General features: G+C 65.0%; 14 protein-coding genes. 11 read left to right on the forward strand and 3 right to left on the reverse strand.

Features of this window, described 5'->3' with window-relative positions:
* Window positions 1-16 precede the first annotated feature (16 nt).
* The 7 genes from rseP to BCV67_RS03375 all read left to right on the forward strand — a co-directional run bounded on the left by rseP (window position 17) and on the right by BCV67_RS03375 (window position 8,444).
* Window positions 17-1,375, forward strand: coding sequence for an RIP metalloprotease RseP (gene rseP / locus BCV67_RS03345; RefSeq protein WP_062166468.1), 1,359 nt, complete (start codon window positions 17-19; stop codon window positions 1,373-1,375).
* 71 nt (window positions 1,376-1,446) lie between these two features.
* Window positions 1,447-3,912, forward strand: a complete 2,466-nt coding sequence (bamA, locus tag BCV67_RS03350) for an outer membrane protein assembly factor BamA (RefSeq protein ID WP_062166469.1) — start codon at window positions 1,447-1,449, stop codon at window positions 3,910-3,912.
* 372 nt (window positions 3,913-4,284) lie between these two features.
* Entirely contained in the window at window positions 4,285-5,307 is a 1,023-nt protein-coding gene (gene lpxD, locus BCV67_RS03355; RefSeq protein WP_062166470.1) for a UDP-3-O-(3-hydroxymyristoyl)glucosamine N-acyltransferase, read from the forward strand.
* Window positions 5,304-5,762, forward strand: coding sequence for a 3-hydroxyacyl-ACP dehydratase FabZ (fabZ, locus tag BCV67_RS03360; RefSeq protein WP_062166471.1), 459 nt, complete (start codon window positions 5,304-5,306; stop codon window positions 5,760-5,762). Before lpxD ends, fabZ begins: the two co-directional genes overlap by 4 nt.
* Before the next feature lie 17 nt (window positions 5,763-5,779).
* Entirely contained in the window at window positions 5,780-6,571 is a 792-nt protein-coding gene (gene lpxA, locus BCV67_RS03365) for an acyl-ACP--UDP-N-acetylglucosamine O-acyltransferase (RefSeq protein ID WP_062166472.1), read from the forward strand.
* The gene (lpxB, locus tag BCV67_RS03370) at window positions 6,568-7,788 is read left to right on the forward strand and encodes a lipid-A-disaccharide synthase (RefSeq protein ID WP_062166473.1); all 1,221 of its coding nucleotides are present in this window, start codon (window positions 6,568-6,570) and stop codon (window positions 7,786-7,788) included. The genes lpxA and lpxB overlap by 4 nt, the downstream gene beginning before the upstream one ends.
* Before the next feature lie 29 nt (window positions 7,789-7,817).
* A complete protein-coding gene (locus BCV67_RS03375; RefSeq protein ID WP_428999508.1) occupies window positions 7,818-8,444 on the forward strand; it encodes a ribonuclease HII in 627 nt (208 codons plus the stop codon).
* 15 nt (window positions 8,445-8,459) lie between these two features.
* Here the strand turns inward: BCV67_RS03375 and BCV67_RS03380 are convergent, their stop codons facing one another.
* Window positions 8,460-8,915, reverse strand: a complete 456-nt coding sequence (locus BCV67_RS03380) for a hypothetical protein (RefSeq protein ID WP_156775309.1) — start codon at window positions 8,913-8,915, stop codon at window positions 8,460-8,462.
* Window positions 8,916-8,964: 49 nt separating this feature from the next.
* Window positions 8,965-11,178 (reverse strand): winged helix-turn-helix domain-containing tetratricopeptide repeat protein, encoded by a 2,214-nt coding sequence (locus tag BCV67_RS03385; protein WP_065868028.1) that lies wholly within the window; start codon window positions 11,176-11,178, stop codon window positions 8,965-8,967.
* Between the two features lie 144 nt (window positions 11,179-11,322).
* Here BCV67_RS03385 and BCV67_RS03390 point away from each other — a divergent pair, with 144 nt between their 5' ends.
* The 4 genes from BCV67_RS03390 to BCV67_RS03405 all read left to right on the forward strand — a co-directional run bounded on the left by BCV67_RS03390 (window position 11,323) and on the right by BCV67_RS03405 (window position 17,582).
* Window positions 11,323-11,970, forward strand: a complete 648-nt coding sequence (locus BCV67_RS03390; RefSeq protein WP_062166476.1) for a hypothetical protein — start codon at window positions 11,323-11,325, stop codon at window positions 11,968-11,970.
* A 203-nt stretch (window positions 11,971-12,173) separates the two neighbouring features.
* The gene (gene dnaE, locus BCV67_RS03395) at window positions 12,174-15,764 is read left to right on the forward strand and encodes a DNA polymerase III subunit alpha (RefSeq protein ID WP_062166477.1); all 3,591 of its coding nucleotides are present in this window, start codon (window positions 12,174-12,176) and stop codon (window positions 15,762-15,764) included.
* Window positions 15,765-15,840: 76 nt separating this feature from the next.
* Window positions 15,841-16,800, forward strand: coding sequence for an acetyl-CoA carboxylase carboxyltransferase subunit alpha (locus tag BCV67_RS03400; protein WP_062166478.1), 960 nt, complete (start codon window positions 15,841-15,843; stop codon window positions 16,798-16,800).
* A 26-nt stretch (window positions 16,801-16,826) separates the two neighbouring features.
* The gene (locus BCV67_RS03405) at window positions 16,827-17,582 is read left to right on the forward strand and encodes a tetratricopeptide repeat protein (protein ID WP_062166479.1); all 756 of its coding nucleotides are present in this window, start codon (window positions 16,827-16,829) and stop codon (window positions 17,580-17,582) included.
* Between the two features lie 459 nt (window positions 17,583-18,041).
* On the opposite strand, the gene BCV67_RS03410 is transcribed toward BCV67_RS03405, so the two are convergent.
* The gene (locus tag BCV67_RS03410) at window positions 18,042-18,497 is read right to left on the reverse strand and encodes a CopD family protein (protein ID WP_062166480.1); all 456 of its coding nucleotides are present in this window, start codon (window positions 18,495-18,497) and stop codon (window positions 18,042-18,044) included.
* Window positions 18,498-18,534: the final 37 nt, after the last annotated feature.

Raw genomic sequence — 18,534 nt, forward strand, 5'->3', positions numbered from 1 at the left:
CAACCGAGCTGCGCCCATGGCTGACTTTTTGGGGTCCGTGTGGTGGATGATCGTCAGCCTCGGCGTGCTGGTGACCTTTCATGAATTCGGCCACTACTGGGTTGCCCGCCGCTGCGGGGTAAAGGTATTGCGCTTCTCGGTGGGCTTCGGCAAGCCGCTGTGGAGCCGCCGCAACCGCAACGGCACCGAATTCGCCATCGCCGCCATCCCGCTGGGTGGCTACGTGAAGATGCTCGACGAGCGCGAGGTCGAGGTCCCGGCCGGTGAACGCGCGCTCGCCTTCAACAACAAGACCGTCTGGCAGCGCATCGCCATCGTCGCTGCCGGCCCGATCGCCAACCTGATCCTGTGCATCGCCCTGCTCTGGGCGATGTTCGTGATTGGCCGCCAGGACTACTCGGCCACGATCGGCCGCACCACCGGCATGGCCGCGCAGGCCGGCTTTGTTACCGGCGACCGCATCCTGGCGGTCGAAGACCGCAGCGTCGACACCTGGGCCGAGGCCAGCATGGCCATCACCACCGCCGCCATGGACCGTCAGGACGCGCATGTGCGCGTGCGCGACGCGCTCGACAACGAGCGCACCCGGGTGCTGCCGCTGTCGCAGCTGCCGGCTGGCTTCGATGAACGCCAAGTGGCGGTGCAGGCCGGTTTCATCTGGCAATTCTGGCTGCAACCGGCGCGGGTCGACTCGGTGTCGCCGGATTCGGCCGCTGCCAACCTGTTGCAGCCGGGTGATCTGATCCTGGCCGTAGACGGCCAGCGCGTGGACAGCGCCGACCAGGTAACGCCCCTGATCCAGACGCTTGGCCAGCGCGGCGGCCCCGGTATGGTCGAGGTGGACCGAGGCGGCGACCGGCTTGCGCTGGAACTGACCCCACAGACCGGGCAAGGCCCGGATGGCAAGCCGCGCTGGCTGATCGGGGTTGGTTTCGCCACCGGTCAGACCCCCGCCTACGACGCCCGCCAGCAATACGGCGTGCTGGCCGCGCTGCCCGCAGCGGTGCGCGAAACCGGCAAATTGGCCAGCGATTCGCTGGGTATGATGCGGCGCATGCTCACCGGCGCGGCCTCGGTCAAGAACATTTCCGGGCCCATCACCATTGCCCGGGTGGCCAACGCCTCGGCTGAACGCGGGGTGGACTGGTTCCTGTATTTCCTGGCTTTGCTGTCGCTGAGCCTGTGCATCATCAACCTGTTGCCCATCCCCGTCTTGGACGGCGGGCACCTGCTGTATTACCTTATCGAGTTGGTCAAGGGCAGCCCGCTTAGCGAGCGTGCCATGGCTGCCGGCCAATACATCGGTCTGGCGCTGTTGGCCGGGTTGATGGGACTGGCGTTCTACAACGACATTCTCAGCCTGGTCCCGCGATGAACTTTTTCCCGTTGTCGTCGTCTTACGCCGGCACCCACGCATTATCGAAATCGACTCCAACCGGACGTGATATGACGCGACTTCCCAATCGCCGCTTGCTGGCCCTCGCACTTGCTGCTGGTCTGGCCCTGCCTGTGCTTGCACAGGCGGCCGAGCCCTTTACCGCCAGCGACATCCGCGTGGACGGCCTGCAGCGCATTTCCTCCGGCACCGTATTCACCTACCTGCCGGTGGAACGCGGCGACGTGGTTGACGACGCCAAGGTCGGCGACACCATCCGTGCGCTGTACAAGACCGGCTTCTTCGAAGACGTGCAGCTGGACCGCCAGGGCGACATCCTCGTCGTCACCGTCAAGGAACGCCCGGCGATCAACAAGTTGACCGTCACCGGCAACAAGGACATCAAGAGCGAGCAGCTGCTCAAGGGCCTGAGCGACATCGGCCTGAGCGAAGGCGGCACCTTTGACCGCCTGAGCCTGGACCGGGTGACCCAGGAGCTGCGCCGCCAGTACAACGACCGCGGCAAATACAACGTGGAAATCACCCCGACGGTGAGCCCGCTGGACCGCAACCGCGTCGACGTTGCCATCGCCGTCAAGGAAGGCAAGGCGGCCAAGATCCGCCACGTCAACCTGATCGGCACCGAGAAGTTCCCGGCCAAGGACATCCTGGACCTGTGGGAATCCAAGGAGCACAACTGGGCCTCGTGGTACCGCCGCGACGACCAGTACTCCAAGGAAAAGCTGTCCGGCGACCTGGAAAAGCTCAACTCCTGGTACCTGGACCGCGGCTATGTCGATTTCAGCATCGACTCCACCCAGGTCTCGATCAGCCCGGACAAGCGTGACATGTTCGTCACCGCCGGCGTGACCGAGGGCGAGCAATACAAGATTTCCGACATCAAGGTCACCGGCGACACCGTGCTGCCGCAGGAAGACGTCGAGAAGATGGTCATCCAGAAGGCCGGCGATACGTTCTCGCGCGCGTTGCTGGAATTCAGCGCCGACGGCATCACCAACAGCCTGTCCAACGTTGGCTATGCCTTCGCCAAGGTCAACCCGATCCCGACCAGCAACCGCGCCGACCGTACCGTGGCGGTGAACATGCAGGTCGTGCCGGGCCCGCGCGTATCCGTGCGCCGCATCGTGTTCAAGGGCAACTCGCGCACCAGCGACGAGGTCTTGCGCCGTGAAATGCGCCAGTTCGAGAACAGCTGGTACTCGCAGGCTGCGATTGACCGCTCCAAGATCCGTCTGCAGCGCCTGGGCTACTTCGAGTCGGTCGACGTCGAAACCCAGCCGGTCACTGGCAGCAACGACCAGGTCGACGTGGTCTACAACGTCAAGGAAACCACCTCGGGCAGCTTCGTGTTCGGCCTGGGCTATTCGCAGTCCTACGGCATGACCACCTCGGTGCAGCTGTCGCAGAACAACTTCCTCGGCGGCGGCAACCGCGTGTCGGTGGAAGCATCGCGCAGCAGCTACCTGCAGCGCTATGGCTTCAGCTACACCAACCCCTACTTCACCGACGACGGCGTTTCGCTGGGCTACAACCTGTCCTGGCGCGAGCTAGATTACTCGGACTTCAACACCGCCCAGTACAACAGCACCAACGGTTCGGCGCAGGTCGTGTTCGGCATTCCGATTACCGAAAACGACGCGTTCTCGCTGATGTTCGGCATCGACAGCAACCAGATCACCACGTATCAGGGCTATACGCCGAAGGCGATCATCGATTACATCGACGCGGTCGGCACGCGCACCTTCCACTCTTGGCGTTCGGAGCTGGGCTGGGCACGCGATACCCGCAACGACTACTTCATGCCGACCCGCGGCACCTACCAGCGCCTCGGCCTGGAAACCACCCTGCCGGGTTCGACGGTGGAGTACTACAAGCTCAGCTACCAGTTCTCCAAGTACTGGCCGATCATCCCGTCGCTGGTCATCAATACGCGCCTGGAACTGGGTTACGGCGATTCGTACGGCAGCGACAAGGTCCGTGACATCTGCTGGAACGACATCCCGGGCACCCCGGGCACGCCTGCCAACGGCACTACCCCGGCCGTACCGGGCACGGCTCCCACCACCCAGGTGGTGGATTGCGGCACCAACCCGACCGCCAACCATCGTCAGGTCCGCGCGACCGGCCTGCCGTTCTTCGAGAACTTCTACGCCGGCGGCACCAATTCGGTGCGCGGCTTTGAAGACAACACCCTGGGCCCGCGCTCGGAAATCATCGGCGGCTATTACAACGGCCAGCCGCTGGGTGGTTCGGTGAAGACGGTCGGCTCGATCGAAGCCTACTTCCCGAAGCTGTTCGACAGCCCGTCTGCACGCGTTTCGGCGTTCTTCGACTTCGGTAACGTCTACGACGGCACCAAGAACTTCAAGGCCAACGAACTGCGCGCCTCGGCTGGTGTAGCCCTGTTGTGGCGTGCCCCGGTCGGCCCGATCTCGATCAGCTATGCCTTCCCGCTGAAGAAGGAAGATGGCGATGAGATCGAGCGCCTGCAGTTCACCTTTGGTGGTCAGTTCTGACGAACTGACCCGCTGATCCGGGGCTTAGCCCCGGGTACCGAAGATTGCGCCTTGGCGCAATCTTCGGGCGCGCCCTGGTCTACCGGCTTCAACCTGCAAGTCCCCCGCGCCTGTCGGCGCGCCCCCTTTACCAAGGGGGCTCTTCACCAGAATTACTGCATCAACCTGCCCCGGGACGCGATTCACTCCCGGGGTTTGCTTTTACCGGGCCTGCGTCTGCGCTTCGCGGAACGAGACCTTCCCGTCAAAGCCATCCCGTCCCCTCGGAACACCTGCACTTCGGGCTCCTCGCCCACCCCGCTGTCCTTGCCTGGCAAGGGTGATAACGTCCGCCCGCATGACCGCCATCGGCGCACACGGTAAACTTGCTGCGTGAATACTCCTACCTATACCGCTCAGGAACTTGCCGACCGCTTCGGCCTGCAGGTACACGGTGACCCGTCGGTTGCCATCCATGGCGTTGCCACGCTGGCCCATGCCGGCCCCGGGCAACTGACCTTCCTGGCCAATCCGCGCTACCGGGCACAGCTGGCCGACAGCCACGCCTCCATCGTGCTGCTGCGTGCAGACGATGCCGAGGCTGCGCCGGGTACCGCGTTGGTCGCCAAGGACCCCTACACCACCTTCGCCAAGATCGGTGCGCTGTTCGAGACGGTGCCGCTGCGCGAACCCGGCATCCACCCCAGCGCGGCCATCGACGCCAGCGCCACGGTGGCCGCCAGCGCGCATATCGGCCCGCATGTCTGCATCGGCGCGCGCAGCGTGATTGGTGAAGGCTGCATCATCGGCGCCGGCAGCATCATCGGTGACGACTGCGTGGTCGAGGCCGGCAGCGAACTGCTGGCCCGCGTCACCCTGGTGGCCCGGGTCAAGCTGGGCAAGCGGGTGCGCATCCATCCCGGCGCCGTGCTCGGTGCCGAGGGCTTCGGCCTGGCCATGGACAACGGCCACTGGATCAAGGTGGCGCAGCTGGGCGGCGTGCGCATCGGCGACGATTGCGAGATCGGCGCCAATACCTGCATCGACCGCGGCGCACTGGAAGACACCACGCTGGACGAAGACGTGCGCGTGGACAACCTGGTGCAGATCGCACACAACGTACAGATCGGCGCGCACAGCGCCATCGCCGGCTCCACCGGCATTGCCGGCAGCGCCAAGATCGGCCGTTACTGCCTGCTCGGCGGCGCGGTCGGCGTGGTCGGCCACCTGGAAATCTGCGACCACGTCGTGATCACCGGCAAATCGGTGGTCCGCAACTCAATCACCGAACCTGGCGAATATTCGTCCGGCACCCCATTGACCGACAACCGCACGTGGCGCAAAAACGCCGCGCGCTTCAAGCAGCTCGATGCACTTGCACGTCGCATCCTGGCTGTGAGCAAGGAGAAGGAATGAACGCACCACTGCAGATGCCCGTCGACGTCAACACCATCCAGACGTTGATCCCGCACCGTTATCCTTTCCTGCTGGTCGACAAGGTCGTCGAGCTTGATGTGGAAGCCAAGCGCATCGTCGCGCACAAGAACGTCACCATCAACGAGCCTTATTTCCAGGGCCATTTCCCCGGCCAGCCGATCATGCCGGGCGTGCTGATCATCGAAGCCCTGGCCCAGGCCGGTGGCGTGCTGACCCAGCTCAGCCTGGGCCGCGATGCGCAGTCCAAGCTGTTCTACCTGGTCAAGGTGGACAACGTGCGCTTCATGAAGCAGGTCGTGCCCGGTGACGTGCTGGAACTGCACGTGCAGGTCAAGCGCATGATCCGCAACATGGCGGTCTACTACGGCGAGGCCAAGGTGGACGGCGAAATCGTTGCACATGCCGAAGTGCTGTGCGCCGGCACCCGCGAATAACCAGGCTGGAGCAACCGATGAGCGACAGCGCCCCTCTGATTCACCCGACAGCAGTCATCGATCCTTCGGCCAAACTGGGCCAAGGCGTGCGCGTGGGTGCATTCACCCTGATCGGCGCCGATGTTGAAATCGGCGACGGTACCGAAGTGGGCCCGCATTGCAGCATCCATGGTCCGACCCGGATCGGCCGCGACAACCGTTTCATCGGCCATGTCGCTGTCGGTGGCGAGCCGCAGGACAAGAAGTTCGCCGGTGAGCGCACCGAGCTGGTGATCGGCGACCGCAATGTATTCCGCGAGTTTGTCACCCTCAGCCGCGGTACCGCTGGCGGCGGTGGTGTCACCAGCATCGGCAACGACAACTGGATGCTGGCCTACGTGCATGTCGCCCATGACTGCCATGTGGCCGATCACTGCGTGTTCTCCAACAACACCACGCTGGCCGGGCATGTGTCGGTCGGCAACTGGGTGATCATCAGCGGCTTCGCCGGTGCGCACCAGTTCTGCCGCATTGGCGACCATGCCTTCCTCGGCATGGGTGCACTGGTCACCGGCGACATCCCACCCTTCACCATGGTCGGCATCGACGGCCACGGCCGTCCGCGCGGCATCAACAGCGAAGGCCTGAAGCGTCGCGGTTTCGATGCCGAACGGATCAGCGCGATCAAGCGCGCCTACCGCACCATCTACGTGGCCGGCGTGCCGCTGGCCGAAGCCAAGCTGGCACTTGCCGAACAGGCGCAGAGCAGCGATGACGTCAAGCAGATGCTGGACTTCATCGAGCACGGCGAGCGCCCGCTGCAGCGATGACAACGGCCGCAACCCGCAATGCGGACGGCGCGCGTGGCCGCAGGCCACGCATCGCACTGGTGGCGGGTGAAGCCTCCGGCGACCTGCTTGGCGCGGGCCTGATCAAGGCCTTGCGTGCACGCTACCCCGATGCCGAATTTGCCGGCATCGGCGGCGATGCGATGCGCAACGCCGGCTGCGAAACCTGGTTCGATGCCAGCGAACTGGCGCTGATGGGTTTGGCCGAGATCCTGCGCCACCTGCCGCGTCTGTTGAAACTGCGCAAGGCCTTCCGCCAGCGCGTGCTCGACTGGCAACCGGATGTATTCATCGGCATCGACGCACCGGATTTCAATCTGGGCGTGGAGAAGTGGCTCAAGCAACGCGGCCTGCGCACCGTGCATTACGTCAGCCCGTCGGTCTGGGCCTGGCGCGAGAAGCGTGCGGAGAAGATCGGCGCCAGCGCCGACATGGTGCTGTGCCTGTTCCCGATGGAACCACCGATCTATGCCCGTCACGGCATTGATGCACGCTTCGTCGGTCACCCGATGGCCGACGAGATCCCCTTGCACAGCGACCGCGAGCAGGCGCGTCAGGCCTTGGGCATTCCCGAACAGGCCAAGCTGCTTGCGGTGCTGCCCGGCAGCCGGCTTGGCGAAGTAAGCCGGCTCGGCCCGCCGTTCTTCGCCGCGGCCTGGCAATTGTGCGAGCACGACCGCAACCTGCACATCGTCGTACCGGCGGCCAATGCCAAGTGCAAGGCGATGATCACCGAGCAGATCCGCGCTGCAGCCCTGCCCAGCGCGCGCGTCCACCTGCTCGATGGCAAGGCACGCGAAGCGATGACCGCCGCCGATGTGGTGATGCTGGCCTCCGGCACCGCCACCCTGGAAACCATGCTGGTCAAACGCCCCATGGTGGTGGGTTACCGGGTGGCCGAACTCACCTACCGTATCGTCAAGGCGCTGGGCCTGATCAAGGTCAACCGCTACGCCCTGCCCAATGTACTGGCCGGCAAGGATTTGGCGCCGGAGCTGATCCAGCACGACTGCACCCCGGACAAACTTGCCGCAGCAGTGAGCCACTGGTTCGAACATCCCGAGCTTGTCAGCGGCCTGCAGGCGGACTATCGCCAACTGCACCAGCAGCTGCGCCAGGATGCTTCGGCACGTGCTGCCGTTGCCATCGCCAGCCTGTTGCAGCCTGCGAACCGGCCCGCCAAGGAACCTGCACCGTGAAGCGCACGCGCCCGACGCCGGGTGAGCCGCTGACCGAGCAAGCCTCACTGTTTTCCACTGCAGCAGTCGCCGAACCCGAATTGCGCCTGCATGCCGGCGTCGATGAAGCCGGTCGCGGACCGCTGGCCGGCCCCGTCGCCGTAGCGGCGGTGGTATTCGATCCGCAGCGGCCGCGCCTCAATGGCCTGGATGACTCCAAGGCGCTGACCGCACTGCGCCGCGAGCAGCTCTACGACCGCATCATCGAGCGCGCCCTGGCCTACAAGATCATCATGGTCGACGTGGCCGAGATCGACAGCCTCAACATCTTCCAAGCCACCATGCAGGGTATGCGCCTGGCGGTGGAAGGCGTGGCGCACGTGGCGCGGTTCGCCCGCATCGACGGCAACAAGATTCCCAAGGGCCTGCCCTGCCCGGCCGAGGCGCTGGTCGGCGGCGACGCCCTGGACCGCAGCATCATGGCCGCCTCCATCCTGGCCAAGGTCAGCCGCGACCGTTACATGCTGGAACTGCACCAGCAGCATCCCGCCTACGGCTTCGACCAGCACAAGGGCTATGGCACGCCCCTGCATATGGCGGCACTGCGGGCACATGGCCCGTGCCCGCAGCACCGCCGCAGTTTCGCCCCGGTGCGAGCCTGCTTCGAGGCCTCCTGAGCCAGCCACTGCCGCTCAACGCGGCATGATCTTGATACCCGGATCCAGATGCCGTGAGCCGATCCGCACGTCGTAATCGATGCGACTCTCGCGGCTCACCTCCTTGGCGATGATCTGCACTTCCTGGCGCCTTCCCAAGCGTTGGGACCGGAAATCCTTCGGCGGTCCATCCGCTGCTCCGCGCTGATGTGCAGGATCGACCGGAGACTCGGCGAACGCCAGTTCGAACGGATCCAGCACGTCCTGCGCGGTACGCCACAGCACCACGGTTCCGCTGCGCACCACGCACAGCTCGGGTCGGATGACCGGGCCGTTGGCGCCGGCTGCCACATCGACGTAAACCACTTTGACAATCCGCACCGGCACGCTGTCTGTGCACTGCACAGGTTCGCCCGGTGATGTTGTCGGCAGCGTGCAGCAAGCCGCGACACCCACGGAAAGAACAACACCGACCCACAGTCTGTAGTTCATGACGACAACTCCTCGATGAGGTCCGCCGCCCCGGACAGGAAAACCCCGCTCACTCCCGCCGCCCCCCATTGCCCACCATGGCAAAGCGCTGCAACGACAGCAGTGCATCGATGCGCTGCTGCGGAATACCCTGTTTCAATGCGGTTTGAACGCAGCCCTGCGCACCCGGCCGGTCGCCGAGCAGGGTCAGTGTCTGCGCGCACCACAGTGCGACCTCGGCCGCCTGCGTGCCCAGCGCGCGTGCAGCCTGCAGATCAGCAAGCGCGCGGCCACGCTCGCCCAGGTTGGCGCGGTACCAGGACAGCAACGCCAACGCATAGGCATCGTCGCGGCGTACATCCACATACTGCTGCGCCAGATGGGCTGCGCGCAGATACGGCGCCTGCGCCTGCGCGGCGGTAGCCGGCGCTGCGGCCAGCGCGTCGGCCAGGTTGCCCCAGTGCAGATAGTCTTCCGGTTCCAGCACCGTTGCCTGCTGGAACAGTTCGGCAGCGAGCGCATATTCGCCCTGATCGAATTTCATCGAGCCCAGGTTGGTCAACGCACCGGCATTGGGTTCGATCGACAGCGACATGTTGAACGCGTGCCCTGCCTGCGCGGTGTCGCCCTGCGCAAGATACAACCCGCCCAGGCTTCCCCATAGCCGGCTGTCTTCGGGCTGCAGCACGGTGGCGGTGACAAAGGCCTCGATCGCCTTGGGCACATCACCGCGCAGCCAATGGTGGTAGCCGAGCAGGCGATAGATCTGCGCATCGCTGGGCCGCGCCGCGATCGCGTGCTGGAACGCCTGCAGCGCCTTCGCCTCCTGGCCGAGCGCGGCATAGGTGCGGGCCTGCCCGACCAAGCCATCGGCACGCAGTGCCGGATCATCGATGACCTGCTGGTAAAGCTGCAGCGCTTGTTCGTTCTGGCCACTGACCCGGGCGATTTCCGCCATTGCCAGGCTCACCTCGCGCAGGCCCGGGTCCATTGCCTGCGCGCGTGCGCAGGCCTGGCGTGCGCGGGTAAATGCCTCCGCATCGCTGACCCCTTCCAGCCGCGCGATCTGCGCGCGGCAGATGCCCGCCTGCGCCCGCGCGAAGTGGGGATCAAGCGCCAGCGCCTGGCCGAAAGCCGCCATTGCCCGCGCATTGCCGGCCTCGCCAACCGGGCGTTGCAACAACGCCAGGCCACGCAGATAGGCATCGTAGGCGTTGACGTCGTTGGTCGGCGTAAGCCGCTGCGCGATCCCGGCTGTTTTCCCCGGCAGATGACCCAGCAAGGCGTGCACCACCTTGTTGGCTATCTCGCCCTGCAGCGCGAACACATCGTTGATCTCGCGATCATAGGTTTCCGCCCACAGGGTGAAACCGGTGCTGGTATCGGACAACCGTGCACTGATCCTCACCCGCCCACCCTCGCGTCGCACGCTCGCATCCAGCAAGGTCGCCACTCCCAGTCGCTGCCCGATGCGGCGCACGTCTTCCCCGTCAGCATCACTGCTGGCCGCGGTGGTGAGCTGTCGCGCCGCCACCTTCAGGCCCGGCACGTTGGTCAGCGCATCGTGCATCTCCACCGCCAGCCCATCGGCGAAATAGCGGTCAGCCGCATTGTCGCTGAGGCTGCTGAATGGCATCACCGCGATCGACGCATTTGCCACAACCGGGCTGCGGCTCCACCACCAGACAGCCACGGCCAACAGCAGCAACAGCACTCCGGCGCCGATCAGCAGCGCCCGCGACCGCAGCCACGCCGGCAGCGGCAGCGTGAGCGCCGCCCGCCACCGGTCTGAAAACCAAACGCGGGGCGGCGGTTCGGCCGGGCCGGAAGGCGCCATGGCCTCGTCTTCGAGATCATTTGCGGCAACGAATGGCTCCACCGCGTCTGAACCGGCAAGCGGCGGCGCAGGCAGGGGCTCGGTGACAGCCGGCTCATCCGGCAGCAGCGTGCCGATGAAGCGGTAACCCAGCCCATGCTGGGTCTGGATGTAGCGCGGCGCATGTGCGGGGTCTTCCAGCGCCGAACGCAGCTGCGCGATGGCCCGCGTCAGGACCCCGGGGGTTACATGCCGGTGGCCCCACACCGCATCCAGCAGCTGGTCGCGCACCAGCAATTCATCTGCATGACGCAGCAGCAGCAACAGCACCGCGAACGCCTTAGGCTCCACCGACAGGAACCTGCCGTCACGGCTGAGCGTATGCGCCACCGTGTCCACCACGATGCCGTCAAAACGATAGCGGTGGCGCAACTGACCTGTGTCTCCCGGGTCTTCGACCGCACCCATCGGCAAGCCCTCATGAATTCCTCAGAAACCAGCGCAATGACTGTCTGAAGGCTCCGCCCGCCATCATGACCCATGCTACGCCCAAGCCGATGCTGGCGCTGCGCCCTGCCTTCACGGGCGCACCTTCCCCACAGGAGCCGCATCATGTACGCCATTCCCGCCCCCCGCCTTCCGCTGCCGCAGGTACTGGACCACGCCGCGACCGGCGCCCCGTTGCGCCGCCACCACATCAACGATTACCTGCTGGTGCCCCGTGAAGTGGAGTACTTCAATGGTGTGCTGGCATTGCTCGGCCGCGCCGCGCCGCCGCTGCAGACCGACCAGCTCGCCACTGCCGCCCGCATGCTGAACGACGACACTGCGGACGACGCACCATCAGCGTGCATCCAGCAACGCATCGAACACGCGCAACTGCTGGAACAGCTGCTGCAGGACCGCGACTGGGAACCCAGCCCCCAGGTAAGCCGCGAACTCACGCTGGTGGTGGCCTATCTTCACGCCAGCCGGCAACTGATCCCCGACACCGTCCCCGGCGTAGGCCAACTGGACCTGGCCATCGTGATCGACACGGTCTGGCCGAAGCTGACCGCCGAGGTTGCAAATTTCCTCGATTACCGGCGCCTGCGCCATGTCGAGGCCCAGCGCCAGGGACGCAGCGACGAGGAGATCGACTTCAACCGCAGCCGTTGGCTGGAGCTTCGAGAAATCGAAGCCCGGCTGCATGAGCACCAGCGCAGGGTGCGTGAAAGCAGTTATGCACCTGAACCGCTCACCTACTTCCGCGTCCACTGAAGCCTTACGCTGACAACGCCGCAGCCAGTACCGCCAGGACCATGCCGAGGCAGCGGGGCCGGGGGCTTGAGGGACGCTCCCGGTCGCCCTCGGGGAAAGCCGACGCGCGGCGGATGCCCGCGCCGGCCACCGCCGGGGGCATGTCAAGCCTTGCCCCACCCCGCCCCCGTCGCTACCCTGCATCGGCATAACTCTGGCCCCGCATGTCTACTTCTTCCCGTTTCGTCCATCTCCACGTCCACACCGAATTCTCGATGGTGGACTCCACCATCCGCGTGCCCGCCAAACCGGATCAGGCTGATCCGAAGAAGGCCAAACAGCCCAACCTGCTCAGCCGCTCGGTCGAGATGAAGGCGCCTGCACTGGCGGTCACCGACCTGAACAACCTGTTCGCGCTGGTGAAGTTCTACAAAGCCGCAGAAGGCGTAGGCATCAAGCCCATCGCCGGCGCCGACCTGCTGATCACCGAGGACGGCCAGGACCCCTGGCGCATGACCTTGCTGTGCCGTGACCGCGAAGGCTACCTGAGCCTGTCGCGGCTGCTGACCCGCGCCTGGATGGAAGGCCACCGCAACGAAGGCGGCGTCGCCGTGCATCCGCAGTGGCTCAAGGACGGCTGCAAGAACCTGTTTGCCCTGGCCGGCCGTCACAGCCTGGCCGGGCGCCTGGCCAGCGAAGGCCGCCACGATCTGGCCGAGCAGCAGCTCGCCGACTGGCAGCGCGTATTCGGCGATGGCCTGCACCTGGAACTGACCCGCACCGGTCGCGAAGGCGAGGAAAGTTTCAACCAGTTCGCGCTGATGGCCGCCGGCCAGCGCGGCCTGCCGGTGATTGCCAGCAACGACGTGCGCTTCCTGTCGCCCAATGATTTCGAGGCCCACGAAGCACGCGTCTGTATTTCCACCGGCCGCGTCCTCGACGACCCCAAGCGGCCACGCGAGTACAGCCGCGAGCAATACCTGAAAACGCCGGAACAGATGTGCGAGCTGTTCGCCGACATCCCCGACGCGATCGACAACACGCTGGCGTTGGCCGAGCGCTGCAACGTGGAGATGCGGCTGGGCACCTACTTCCTGCCCAACTACCCGGTGCCGGACGACGAAACGCTGGACACCTGGATCCAGAAGATCTCGCGCGACGGCCTGGAAGAGCGCCTGCAGGTGCACCCGCTGGCTGCCGGCATGACCCGCGAGGATTACAACGCGCGGTTGGAGTTCGAGCTCGACACCATCATCAAGATGGGCTTCCCCGGCTACTTCCTGATCGTTGCCGACTTCATCCAGTGGGGCAAGAACCAGGGCATCCCGATCGGCCCCGGCCGTGGTTCCGGTGCCGGCTCGCTGGTGGCCTGGGCGCTGAAGATCACCGATCTTGACCCGCTGCCCTACAACCTGCTGTTCGAGCGCTTCCTCAACCCCGAACGCGTGTCGATGCCCGACTTCGACATCGACTTCTGCATGGACCGCCGCGACGAGGTGATCGACTACGTCGCGCGCAAATACGGCCGCGAGCGCGTCAGCCAGATCATCACCTACGGCACCATGGCGGCCAAGGCGGTGGTGCGCGATACCGGCCGCGTGCTGGGCTTCCCGTACGGTCTGGTAGATGGCGTTTCCAAGCTGATCCCCAACATCCTCGGCATCCACCTGAAGGATGCGCTGGGCAAGGGCAAGGACGGCGAAAATTCGGAAATGGCCTCGGCCGAGCTGATCCAGCGCTACGAATCCGAAGACGACGTCCGCGACCTGATCGATCTGGCCCTGCAGCTGGAAGACCTGACCCGCAACGCCGGCAAGCATGCCGGTGGCGTGGTGATCGGGCCGGAGCCGCTGAGCGAGTTCTGCCCGCTGTACGCCGAACATGACGAAGGCGGCATCGGCCGCAATCCGGTCACCCAGTTCGACAAGAACGACGTCGAAGAAGTCGGCCTGGTGAAGTTCGACTTCCTCGGCCTGCGCACGCTGACCATCATTGACTGGGCGGTGAAGGCGATCAACAAGCGCCATGAGCGCGCCGGCATTCCACCGGTCGATATCGCCCACATCCCGCTCGACGATGCGCCCACCTACAAGGACATCTTCGCCAACGGCAATACCGGTGCGGTGTTCCAGTTCGAATCCTCGGGCATGCGCCGCCTGCTGAAGGACGCGCGCCCTGACCGCTTCGAAGACCTGATCGCACTGGTGTCGCTGTACCGCCCCGGCCCGATGGACCTGATTCCCTCCTTCAACGCGCGTAAGCACGGCCAGGAAGAAATCATCTACCCCGATCCGCGTACCGAAGCCATCCTGAAAGACACCTACGGCATCATGGTGTACCAGGAGCAGGTGATGCAGATGGCGCAGATCGTCGGCAACTACTCGCTGGGCGGCGCCGATCTGTTGCGCCGCGCGATGGGCAAGAAGGTGCCGGCGGAAATGGCCAAGCACCGCGAGATCTTCCGCGAAGGTGCAGCCACCGGCGGCGTTGATGGCCCCAAGGCCGACGAAATCTTCGACTTGATGGAGAAGTTCGCCGGCTATGGTTTCAACAAGTCGCATGCTGCGGCCTACGCACTGGTCAGTTACCAGACCGCCTGGCTCAAGCGTCACTACCCGGCCGAATTCATGGCTGCGACGCTGTCCTCGGACATGGACAACACCGACAAGGTGGTGGGGTTCCTGGCCGAGGTGAAGAACCTCGGCCTGACCGTGCTGCCACCGCGCGTCAACAACTCCGCGTACATGTTCGAGGCGGCCAACGCCGACACCATCCGCTACGGCCTGGGTGCGATCAAGGGCGTCGGTCAGGGCGCGTGCGAAGCCGTGGTCGAACAGCGTGAGCGCGGTGGCGAATACGCCTCATTGCTGGATTTCTGCGCACGCGTGGAAACGGGCAAGCTCAACCGCCGCACGCTGGAAGCGATGATCAACTGCGGTGCCTTCGATGGCATCGGCAAGAACCGCGCAACCCTGGCGCTGCAGCTGCCCGAGGTAATCAAGGCCACCGAGCAGATCGCGCGCGAAAAGGCCTCCGGGCAGAACTCGCTGTTCGGCGCGCCCGACCCTGTCACCACCGCCAGCCAGCTTGACCTGCCCGAGAGCAAGGAATGGCCGCTGGCGCAGCTGCTCAACGGCGAACGCGAAACGCTGGGCTTCTATCTCAGCGGCCACCCGTTCGACCCCTATGCCGATGACGTCAAGGAGCTGGTCGGCACCGACCTTGGCGGCCTGGACAAGCTGATTGCCCCGGCCTTCCCCTCCAAGGACGGTGAGAAGCGCGCCTGGCGCCAGGAATCCCCGGTGATCCTGGCCGGCATGGTCATTGGTGTACGCCGCAAGGGCGACAGCCAGGTCTTCGTGACCCTGGAAGACGGCAAGGGCCGGGTTGAATGCAGTGCGTTCTCCGATGGTCTGGCCGAGTTTGGCCACTTGATGACCAAGGACCGCATCCTGGTGGTCAAGGGAGGCCTGCGCGAGGACGAGTTCAACGGCGGTTATGCCCTGCGCATGCGCCAGTGCTGGGACTACGAGCAGCTCTGCGCCGACCACGCCTTGCGCCTGTCGATGCGTGTCGACGGCCGTGGCGGCCCGATCTGGCAGCGTATCGACGCCCTGCTGGCTGCCCACCGCCCCGGCCGCACGCCGTTGCGGCTGGACCTGCTGCTCAACGGCAAGCCCGGCAGCATTGCCGGCATGCTGGACCTGGGCAGCAGCGGCTCGGTGCGGGTCACGCCCAAGCTGCTGGACGCCCTGCGTGAAGACCCGGCCGTGCGCCGGGTCAAGGTCAAGTACAGCCCGCCCTGGGCCAACTGATTGTCCGGACGGACGCGTACGGGTTGATACGGCGCGTTCGGCTACACTTCCCCCCTTTCATTGCTGACGGTTTCCGATGAATCCGAATTACCTCGATTTCGAGCAACCCATCGCCGATCTGGAATCCAAGATCAAGGACCTGCGCAGTGCCAGCGCCGGGCCGGCGGTCAATGTCGATGCCGAGGTCAAGGCGTTGGAAGACAAGCTGCGCCTGCGTACTGCCCAGATCTTCCGCAACCTGTCCTCCTGGCAGGTGCTGCAGGTGGCCCGCCACCCGTCGCGCCCGTACCCGCTCGACTACATCCGCATCTTCTGCGACGAATTCCAGGAGCTGGCCGGCGACCGCGCCTTCTCCGACGACAAGGCCATTGTCGGCGGCCTGGCCCGTATCGGCGGCCGTTCGGTGATGCTGATCGGGCATCAGAAAGGCCGCGACACCAAGGAAAAGGTGCGCCGCAACTTCGGCATGCCCAAGCCCGAGGGTTACCGCAAGGCCCTGCGCCTGATGAAGATGGCCGAGCGCTTCGGCCTGCCGGTGCTGACCCTGATCGACACCGCCGGCGCCTGGCCGGGCATCGATGCCGAAGAGCGCGGCCAGTCCGAAGCCATTGCCCGCAACCTGATGGAGATGGCCGAGCTGAAGGTACCGGTGATCTGCACCGTGATCGGCGAAGGCGGTTCCGGCGGCGCGCTGGCGCTGGGCGTCGGTGACCGTACCCTGATGCTGGAATACAGTGTCTACTCGACCATCAGCCCGGAAGGCTGCGCCTCCATCCTGTGGAAGGATGCCGGCAAGGCCAAGGACGCCGCCGAACAGCTCGGCATGACCGCCCCGCGCCTGAAGAGCCTGGGCCTGATCGACAAGGTGATCCGCGAACCGATCGGCGGCGCCCACCGCAACCCGACGCAGATGGGCAAGCGCCTGAAAGCCGTGCTGCTCAACGAGATGGACGCGCTGGAGAAGCTGTCGGTGGACGAACTGCTGGCCAAGCGTTACGCCCGCCTGCGCAGCTACGGTGCCTACGAAGCGGCCTGAGCCGCTTCCACATCGGGGACACAGGGATGAGTCCGATCATTCTGCTTTCGTTGGTGCTGCAGGTTGCCTGCTGCGTACACGTCGTGCGCACCGGGCGGCCGCTGTACTGGATCTTCATCATTCTGGTGTTCTCGTACCTGGCGGTGCTGATCTACTTCATCGCCGAGGTGCTGCCTGAGCTGCGCAACAATCCCAACGCACGCCGCGGCCTGCGCCAGGTGCGCGACCAGATCGATCCGCAGCGGCGCAAGCGTGAGGCTGACCGGCGCCTGCGCGGTTCCGACACCGCCGACAACCGCCGGCGCCTGGCCCAGGAACACCTGGACCGTGGCGAATACGCCGAGGCAGCATCTTTGTACGAAGGTGCGCTGCGCGGACTGTACAGCGAAGACCCCGACCTGATGCTGGGCCTGGCCAAGGCCCAGTACGGCCTGCAGCAGCCGGCACAGGCACGCAGAACACTCGAAGCGCTGATCGCCGCCAATCCCAATTTCCGCTCGCACGACGGCCACCTGCTGTATGCACGCACCGTGGAAGACAGCGCCGACATCGCTGCCGCACTGCACGAATACGAGGCCTTGATCGGCGGTTATCCGGGCGAAGAAGCACGCCTGCGTTATGCCCTGCTGCTCAAGCGTGCCGGACGCGACGATGAGGCTGCCAAGCAGCTGCAGAACATCCTCGACCGTGCCGAAACCTCACCGCGCTATTACCAGCAGGCGCAGCGCGCGTGGATCGACGCTGCGCGCAAGGAATTACGGCAACTGGCGCCGGCGGGCTGAGAATCGAGAAGAAGGCCGGCAATGCCGGCCTCTTCGTTTTCCGGCCAAGAGCCCCCCTCTCCCCAACCCCTCTCCCGCAAGGGGAGAGGGGCTCGAAGCTGCAGTTGCGCAAATTGCTGGCGCATGCAGGGTTCTAAGCCCCTCTCCCCTTGCGGGAGAGGGGTTGGGGAGAGGGGTGCTTCAAGCAGCACCAGAACGAAGTGATTCCGAATACAAGTTCTTTGCGCTTGCTACGCGAATTCCGGCCAGGCATGGCGCAGGCAGTGACCATCAACGGGGCCGACCACAATGATGTGTCCGCTTACCCGGCATTCGCAGAAGCATTACGGGAGCGTAAGGATCACTCACGCCCTCCCCGACCCTACCCGCAAGAGAGGGCAAAGTTTGAGCCCTCCCTTTGGCGCAGCCAAGGGGAGGGTTGGGAGGGGTGCCGTTGCTCTTCGCAGCACCCAAAAAAACTCAGAACGGCTTGGCCAGCACCAAGTAGACAATCGCAATGAACAGCACCAGCGGCAGCTCATTGAACCAGCGCAACGCGCCCGAAGACGGCAAGGCCTTGCCCTTGATCGTGCATTTCAGCCAGCGGCCGGTGAAGATGAAATACACCAGCAGCAACACCACCAAGCCCAGCTTGGCGTGCAGCCAGCCGGCTGCTCCCGGCGCCACCATGGTCGGAAACTCCGGCAGCACCTTGTAGCCCAGCCACAACACCAGTCCAAGAATGAAGGCAATGCCAAACATGACATGGCCGAACCGGTACAGGCGCTTGCCCATCAATTGCAGCCGTTCCACCACCGCTGGCTGGCCTGCGGCCTCGGCGATGTTGACCAGGATCCGCGGCAGGTAGAACACCGCCGCCATCCACGCCACCACGAAAACAAGGTGGAAGGTCTTTACCCAAAAGTAGGACTGCATGCACTGGCTCCAGCGGCGGCGTAGGATGTGCCCCATT

This window comes from Stenotrophomonas nitritireducens, assembly GCF_001700965.1.
GTDB lineage: Bacteria > Pseudomonadota > Gammaproteobacteria > Xanthomonadales > Xanthomonadaceae > Stenotrophomonas > Stenotrophomonas nitritireducens_A.